Origin of the sequence: Streptomyces sp. NPDC050704 (assembly GCF_040654355.1) — a bacterium.
GTDB lineage: Bacteria > Actinomycetota > Actinomycetes > Streptomycetales > Streptomycetaceae > Streptomyces.
Window position 1 is genome coordinate 1 of sequence record NZ_JBFAHW010000243.1, and the last position, 4,357, is coordinate 4,357.

The window sequence follows — 4,357 nt, forward strand, 5'->3', positions numbered from 1 at the left end:
GGCGTCACAACGCGGTCGACAAGCTGGTCGGCCGCGCCCTGCAGAACGGCTCGCTGCCGCTCTCCCGCACGGTCCTGCTGGTCTCGGGCCGGGCGCGCTCGGTCGCGGTCGGCGTGGTGGACATGGCCCTGTTCGACCTGGCCTCCAAGATCGAGGGCAAGCCGCTGTACCGGTACCTGTCCGAGCGCTACGGCGACGGGCAGCCCGACGACTCCGTCTTCGTCTACGCCGCCGGCGGCTACTACGCCCCGGGCAAGACCCTCACCGACCTTCAGGACGAGATGCGCGGCTTCCTCGACCTGGGCTACGACGTCGTCAAGATGAAGATCGGCGGCGCCGACCTGGCGGAGGACCTGCGCCGCATCGAGGCCGTCATCGATGTCCTGGACGGCGACGGCTCCCGGCTGGCCGTCGACGTCAACGGCCGCTTCGACCTCAACACGGCCCTGGAGTACGGGCGGGCCATCGAGCCCTACGGGCTGTTCTGGTACGAGGAGATCGGCGACCCGCTCGACTACCACCTCAACGCCACCGTCGCCGAGAACTACACCGGCTCCATCGCCACCGGCGAGAACCTCTTCTCCCTCCAGGACGCCCGCAACCTGATCCGCTACGGCGGCCTGCGCCCCGACCGCGACACCATCCAGGTCGACCCCGCGCTCTCCTACGGTCTGGTGGAGTACGTGCGCATCCAGGACATGCTCCGTCAGCACGGCTGGTCATCGAGGCGCTGCATCCCGCACGGCGGGCACCAGTTCTCGCTGCACATCGCGGCCGCCCTCAAGCTCGGCGGCAACGAGTCCTACCCGGGCGAGTTCCAGCCCACCGGCGGCTTCGCCGACGACGCCGTCGTCGAGAAGAGCCGCGTCGGCCTGACCGACACCCCGGGCATCGGCTTCGAGAGCAAGGCCGCCTTCTACAAGGTGCTGCGCGCCCTGCACAGCTGACCGCCACCCCACCGCGTACGCGCCCGCCACCGGGCAGGCGCCGCCGGATACGGGCGTCACACACGAGATCGGGGGTGCGCGAGCCGCGTCGCGTCCCCCGCACCCCCCACGGGACAGGGCTACACACAATCGTCGTGCAAGGGAGCACCAACGATGACAAGCACCGCCGCCGCCGGCCGCCCGCAGCGGTCACGGCTGAGCCGTCTCATACGTGAACTGTGGTTCCAGGTCGTCCTGGCCGCCGTCCTCGGCATCGCCGTCGGCATCCTCGCGCCCGGGGTGGGTGAGGACCTGAAGCCGCTCAACGACTGGTTCATCGCGCTGGTCAAGATGATCGTGATCCCGGTCGTCTTCTGCGTGGTCACCACCGGCATCGCCTCCATGGACAACCTGCGCAAGGCCGGCCGGATCGGCGTGAAGGCGATCGGCTACTTCCTGGTGCTGTCCCTGGCGTCCATGCTGATCGGGCTGGCCGTCGCCAACATCTTCCAGCCCGGCGCCGGCCTGCACGTCGACCCCTCGTCACTGAACGCCGACGACGTGCCCAAGACCGCCACCGAGCACGCCACCTTCACCGGCTTCGTCTCCTCCCTCATCCCCGCCTCCCTGCTGGGCGCGATCACCGGGGACGCGATCCTGTCCGCGCTGATGGTCTCCATCGTCTTCGGTGCGGCCCTGAACATGGCCGGCGAAGAAGGGGCACCGCTGACCCGCGGCATCAAGGCACTGTCGGACGTCGTCTTCCGCATCGTGGGCTGGGTGATGCGGCTCGCGCCCTTGGGCACCTTCGGCGCCCTGGCCACCGTGGTCGCCACCTACGGCGCCGAGAGCCTCAAACAGCTCGGCTACCTCATCATGCTCTTCACCGCGACCTGCGTCGTCTACGTCCTGGTCGTCCTCGGCGCCATCATGCGGGCCTGCCGCCTGAGCCTGTTCGGCCTCATGCGCTTCCTCAAGGCCGAACTGCTCGTCGCCCTCAGCACCTGTTCCAGCGAGGCCGTCCTGCCTCAGCTGGTACGCAAACTGGAGATCCTCGGCATCGGCCGGCCCGTGGTCGGCATCGTCATCCCCTCCGGGTTCTCCTTCAACCTGGACGGCTCCGCGGTCTACCTCACGATGGCCTCCCTCTTCCTGGCCCAGGCCATGGGTATCGACCTGTCCTGGCAGCAGCAGCTGATCATGGTCGGCGTCATGATGCTCACCAGCAAGGGCACCGCCGGGATCGCGGGCGGCGCGTTCATCGTCCTCGCCAGCACCGTCACCGCGGTCGGCCACATCCCGCTCGCCGCGCTCTCCCTGATCGTCGGCATCGACCGCATCCTCAACGAGGGGCGAGTCTTCATCAACGTCCTCGGCAACGCCGTCGCCGCCATCGTGATCGGCAAGTGGGAGAACGACTTCGACACCGAACAGGCCCGCAAGGTCCTGCACTCCCGCACCACCAGGCCGCCGCAGGCCGAGTCGGACACCACCAAGGTCGGCGCCGACAAGTAGCCGTGCCCGCCGAGTGAAGTCACCTCTCAACGGCATACACCTCACCCACCGGCGGCATCCTCCAGGCCGCCGTGCACCAGGACAGATGAGGACCCTTCCTGTGAGCACGCCCAGCGTCCCCTATTCGGTGGGTCAGGCGGGTCGTCCGCCGCTGGTATCGGTCCAGGACGCTGGGCACCTGTTCGCGGAAGGTGTGCAGGCAGCCGCGGGTGGGACACATCAGACGCCGCCCCCCCGCACACGGACCACCACCCGTCGTTCATCGACCGGCACGTCCGCGACGGTCCGCCGGTGATAGCCGTGCACGCGTTCCGACGGGGCCCTGCACACCGGGCAGACCGCGGTGTCCCGCGGCGTCCGTGCCCGCACCACGATCCGCTCACCTTCGTCGGCCACATCCTCGACGACCAGCGGGAACAGGCCCGAAAACACCGTCTGCACAAGCTCATTGACATCCCACGCACGAGTGTCAACGACCTATCACGACGCTGCGTCACCACCGAAAGCGAGACAGGGTCGTTAGATGATTTACACCCCCGTGGATCGGGAGTTCTTGCCTCTGTTTGCGTTGGGGCGCGGCAAAGCGCACCGGTTGCAGAGAACGCGCATGTCTTCTCTGCGACCGGTGGTGCTTCGAGGAAGCGGAAAGCAGTGGGCCGGCCGCGGTGACGGGCGAGGGACTCGCCGAACTGGCGCAGGGCGTCGGCCTCGGTGGTCTCGGTGGCGGTGAACATGAAGCCGCCGCTCGCGCGGGTGAGGGCGTTGAGAAGGAAGGGCTTGCCCTGACGGCGTCGGCCGGAGACCACGCCCAGCGTGGCGCGGGGGCCGGGCAGGGTGGCGTAGCGGGTCAGTTCGGCCTACTCGAAGTCGCGGTCGAACATCTCGGCGGATTTGTCCACGGCGCACCTCTGTATGGATAGGCGCGCTTGTTATAGCTGGACTTATTCAAGGGGCTCCGGGTTTGACGGGGTGGCTGATCGGCGTTTGTCCCAGACGGCGGTGAGAGTGGTGGCCGGGTCGGGGTGGGCGGGGCCGCAGGGCCACCATTCGCCGTCGATCTCCTCGTAGGGGTGCCAGCGGGTGTCGGGGCCGAGGCGGAGCTGGAGTCCGGTGGCGTCGACGGTCAGCCGGTTGCGCCACGCCCGCAGCCGGGGCGCGGTGGCGCCGTGAATCTCGGCGAGGGTACGGGCGAGCGCGGTGCGGGCGGCGGCCATGACAGCGGGGTCGGGGCTGTGGGTCTGCTCGGCGGTGGTGACGCCGGCGGGGCCGCCGTGGCGCCAGGCGCGTACGAGGCGGGCGAATTCGTTCGGGCGCAGCCCGGTGCCGGTCTGCAGGCTGTGGAACCACGTGACGTCCTGGTGGGCGGCGGCCATCCGCAGGGCGTCCTGGCGCTGGGTGAGGTACAGGGCCGTCGCGTCGCCGGCCAGCAGGCGGGCGGCACGGGTGGCGGTGTCGGCGGCGAGGCGGTGCAGGCCGTCGGCGGACAGGCCCGAGGCCGGTGGAGGGTCCGTCGCGAGGGCGGGGGCGCGGGAGGTCGAGGGCTTGGGTGGGGTGACTGGTGCGGGGCGTGCGGTGTTCCGGTCGGCGTACGCGGCGGCCGCGTGGATGCCTGCGGGTGCGGGGGGCGAGCTGTCGGGTGCGGCCTGGGGAGTACGGCGGCGGCGCAGCTCGGTGAAGACCTGCTCTTTCGTACGGCCGCGCAGCGCGAACAGGACGAAGGGGTCGGCGTCGATGCCGGCGGCGATGGCGTAGCACAGGGCGGCGGCGTGCTTGCAGGGGTGGCCCCAGTCGGGGCAGGAGCAGTCCGGGTCGAGTTCGGTGTGCTCCGACGCGGGGGTCCCGGCCTCCGTATCACTCGCGGAAGTGCTCCGGCCGCTCTCCGGCTCCTCCTCGTCGCCGGAGGAGCACCCGGCCGT

General features: G+C 69.9%; 3 protein-coding genes and 1 pseudogene. 2 read left to right on the forward strand and 2 right to left on the reverse strand.

Features of this window, described 5'->3' with window-relative positions:
- Together AB0I18_RS51620 and AB0I18_RS51625 are read left to right on the forward strand one after the other, a co-directional pair.
- On the forward strand, positions 1-947 hold a 947-nt coding region (locus tag AB0I18_RS51620), incomplete at its 5' end, for an enolase C-terminal domain-like protein (RefSeq protein ID WP_363112820.1).
- A 153-nt stretch (positions 948-1,100) separates the two neighbouring features.
- The gene (locus AB0I18_RS51625) at positions 1,101-2,441 is read left to right on the forward strand and encodes a cation:dicarboxylase symporter family transporter (protein ID WP_363112821.1); all 1,341 of its coding nucleotides are present in this window, start codon (positions 1,101-1,103) and stop codon (positions 2,439-2,441) included.
- Between the two features lie 121 nt (positions 2,442-2,562).
- On the opposite strand, the pseudogene AB0I18_RS51630 reads toward AB0I18_RS51625, so the two are convergent.
- Both AB0I18_RS51630 and AB0I18_RS51635 read right to left on the reverse strand, forming a co-directional pair.
- A pseudogene (locus AB0I18_RS51630) lies at positions 2,563-2,882 on the reverse strand (transposase family protein); the annotation flags it as partial.
- 500 nt (positions 2,883-3,382) lie between these two features.
- The coding region (locus AB0I18_RS51635) for an SWIM zinc finger family protein (protein WP_363112822.1) at positions 3,383-4,357 on the reverse strand (975 nt) is incomplete at its 5' end.

Excerpts from the sequence above, each read along its gene's own strand:
- AB0I18_RS51625 (WP_363112821.1), top strand. The coding sequence starts at position 1,101 with ATGACAAGCACCGCCGCCGCCGGCCGCCCGCAGCGGTCACGGCTGAGC.